4 protein-coding genes are annotated in these 2,427 nt (G+C 73.4%); 3 read left to right on the top strand and 1 reads right to left on the bottom strand.

The features are described 5' to 3' along the window. Together HW445_RS26880 and rpsR are read left to right on the top strand one after the other, a co-directional pair. On the top strand, window positions 1-416 hold a 416-nt coding region (locus HW445_RS26880; protein WP_180223470.1), incomplete at its 5' end, for a GTP-binding protein. A 38-nt stretch (window positions 417-454) separates the two neighbouring features. Next, window positions 455-691: a 30S ribosomal protein S18 gene (gene rpsR / locus HW445_RS26885; protein ID WP_180223471.1), complete on the top strand. Its 237-nt coding sequence runs from the start codon at window positions 455-457 to the stop codon at window positions 689-691. Window positions 692-770: 79 nt separating this feature from the next. Here the strand turns inward: rpsR and HW445_RS26890 are convergent, their stop codons facing one another. Beyond that, window positions 771-1,136: a helix-turn-helix transcriptional regulator gene (locus HW445_RS26890; protein ID WP_180223472.1), complete on the bottom strand. Its 366-nt coding sequence runs from the start codon at window positions 1,134-1,136 to the stop codon at window positions 771-773. A gap of 140 nt (window positions 1,137-1,276) precedes the next feature. On the opposite strand from HW445_RS26890, the gene HW445_RS26895 reads away from it, so the two are divergent. After that, window positions 1,277-2,427, top strand: a 1,151-nt coding sequence (locus HW445_RS26895) for an HAD-IC family P-type ATPase (RefSeq protein ID WP_180223473.1), incomplete at its 3' end; no start/stop codon positions are given.

Here is a 2,427-nt window from a genome sequence, read left to right on the forward strand (position 1 = left end):
ACCGCGACCGGCCCTTCCACCCCGAACGCCTCTATGAGGCGCTCGAGGACCTGTGCTGCGCCGCCGCCCGCAGCCGGGGCCGGTTCTGGCTCGCCGACCGCCCCGACACCCTGCTCGCCTGGGACTGCGCGGGCGGCGCCCTGTGCGTGGAGAGCACCGGGCCGTGGCTCGCCGCGCTGCCGGACGCCGCCTGGGAGATGGTGCCGCCCGTGCGCCGGGCGGCCGCCGCCCTGGACTGGCACGACGAGCATGGCGACCGCTGCCAGCACCTGGTCTTCACCTCACCTGGTCTCGACCGGGACAACCTCGAGCGGCTCCTGGAGTCCTGCCTGCTCACCGACGCGGAGTACGCGGCCGGCCGTGAGGCGTGGAAGCACCTGCCCCGCGCCTTCGACGCCCTCCTCGACGCCGCCTGACCCACCGCGACACCCACCTACGAAAGGAACCAACCCCGATGGCACGACGCCACGACCCCCGCAAGCCGCTCAAGGCCCGCCCCAACCCCCTCGACGCGGCGGGGATCACCTACGTCGACTACAAGGACACCGACCTGCTGCGGAAGTTCATCTCCGACCGCGGCAAGATCCGCAGCCGCCGCGTCACCCGGGTCACCGCCCAGCAGCAGCGGCAGATCGCCGCGGCGGTCAAGAACGCGCGGGAGATGGCCCTGCTGCCCTACTCCGGCAGGTGAGGAGGCTTCCTGCCCGCACACCGCCGTGCCGGGCGCAGGGGTCGTCGGCGCAGGGGGCCGCGGGCGCAGGGCGTCGGCCTCAGGGCTCGGCCGGTGCGTCCCGCAGGCCCAGGCGCAGGTGCTCCACGTGGTGCAGGGCCTGCTCGAGGAGTTCGGCCACATGGTTGTCGTAGAGGGCGTAGATGACCGAGCGGCCCCGGCGCTCGGCGGTGACCAGGTCGAGATTGCGCAGCAGCCGCAGTTGGTGGGAGCAGGCGGACTGCTCCATGCCGACGGCGTCCGCGAGCTCCGTCGCGGCGCACGGGCCTTCCTGGAGGCGGGCCAGGATCCGTAGCCGGGACGGGGTCGCCAAGGCCTGGAGGGCGGCGGCCACGTCGGCGGCGCCCACGGCTTCGAGGCGCTCGCGTGCGGTGGCGGTGGTCCTGGTCTCAGCTCCGTGGCCCATGGCCCCATCCTATGAGGACCGGTGAGGGTAACCCATGAATGCATGAATAGGTGTTCATGTGATCCTGTATGGTGGGAGGTGCGGCGCCCCTGAGGAGGGGCCGCCGTCCCGTCCTGCCTTCGTGAAGGGTCCCCACTGCGATGACCGCCACCCTCGCTCCCGCCCCGGCGGACCGGGCCGCCCGTCAGCGCGACGGCGGTGTGCCCCGGCGGCGCACCCGTGTTCTCGCCCTGCCCGAGGCGCGTTGGGCCGCGGCGGCCACCGCCTTCTTCCTGCTCGCACTGCCGCTGCAACTGGCCGGCGCCCCGGCGTGGACATGGGGCCCGCTCTACGCCCTGACCTATGCGACCGGCGGCTGGGAGCCCGGCTGGGAAGGTCTCCGGGCCCTGCGCGAGAAGACCCTCGACGTCGATCTGCTGATGGTCGTCGCCGCCCTCGGCGCCGCGGCGATCGGCCAGGTCATGGACGGGGCCCTGCTGATCGTCATCTTCGCCACGTCGGGGGCGCTCGAGGCGCTGGCCACGGCGAGGACCGCCGACTCCGTGCGGGGGCTGCTGGACCTCGCGCCCGCGACGGCGACGCGTGTCGACGACGGCGGCGGCGAGGAGACCGTCGCCGCCGGGGAGTTGTCGGTCGGCGACACCATTCTCGTCCGGCCCGGGGAACGCGTCGGAGCCGACGGGCGCGTCCTCGACGGGGCGAGCGACGTCGACCAGGCCACCATCACCGGCGAGCCCCTGCCCGTCGGCAAGGCCGAGGGGGACGAGGTCTTCGCCGGCACGCTCAACGGCACCGGCGTCCTGCGCGTGCGCGTGGAGCGCGACCCCTCCGACACGGTGATCGCCCGGATCGTGCGCATGGTGGAGGAGGCGTCCGGGACCAAGGCGCCCACCCAGCTGTTCATCGAGAAGGTCGAACAGCGTTACTCGGTGGGCATGGTGGTGGCGACCCTCGCGGTCTTCCTGGTGCCCTTGGCCTTCGGCGTGGACCTCGGCGACTCGCTGCTGCGGGCCATGACCTTCATGATCGTCGCCTCGCCCTGCGCGGTGGTCCTGGCGACCATGCCGCCCCTGCTGTCGGCCATCGCCAACGCCGGACGACACGGGGTGCTGGTGAAGTCGGCCGTGGTCATGGAGCGGCTCGGCCAGGTCGACGCGGTGGCGCTCGACAAGACCGGAACCCTCACCGAGGGCACTCCGCGGGTCACCGCCGTCCGGCCGCTGACCGGGTCCGGCCTCGACGAGAACGGCCTGCTGGCCTTGGCGGCCGCGGCGGAGCACCCGAGCGAGCA

This window comes from Streptomyces sp. UH6 (genome assembly GCF_013421635.1).
Taxonomy (GTDB): Bacteria; Actinomycetota; Actinomycetes; order Streptomycetales; family Streptomycetaceae; genus Streptomyces; species Streptomyces abyssomicinicus.

Coding starts and splice junctions, on each gene's coding strand:
- rpsR (WP_180223471.1), top strand. CDS start 455: ATGGCACGACGCCACGACCCCCGCAAGCCGCTCAAGGCCCGCCCCAAC.
- HW445_RS26890 (WP_180223472.1), bottom strand. CDS start 1,136: ATGGGCCACGGAGCTGAGACCAGGACCACCGCCACCGCACGCGAGCGC.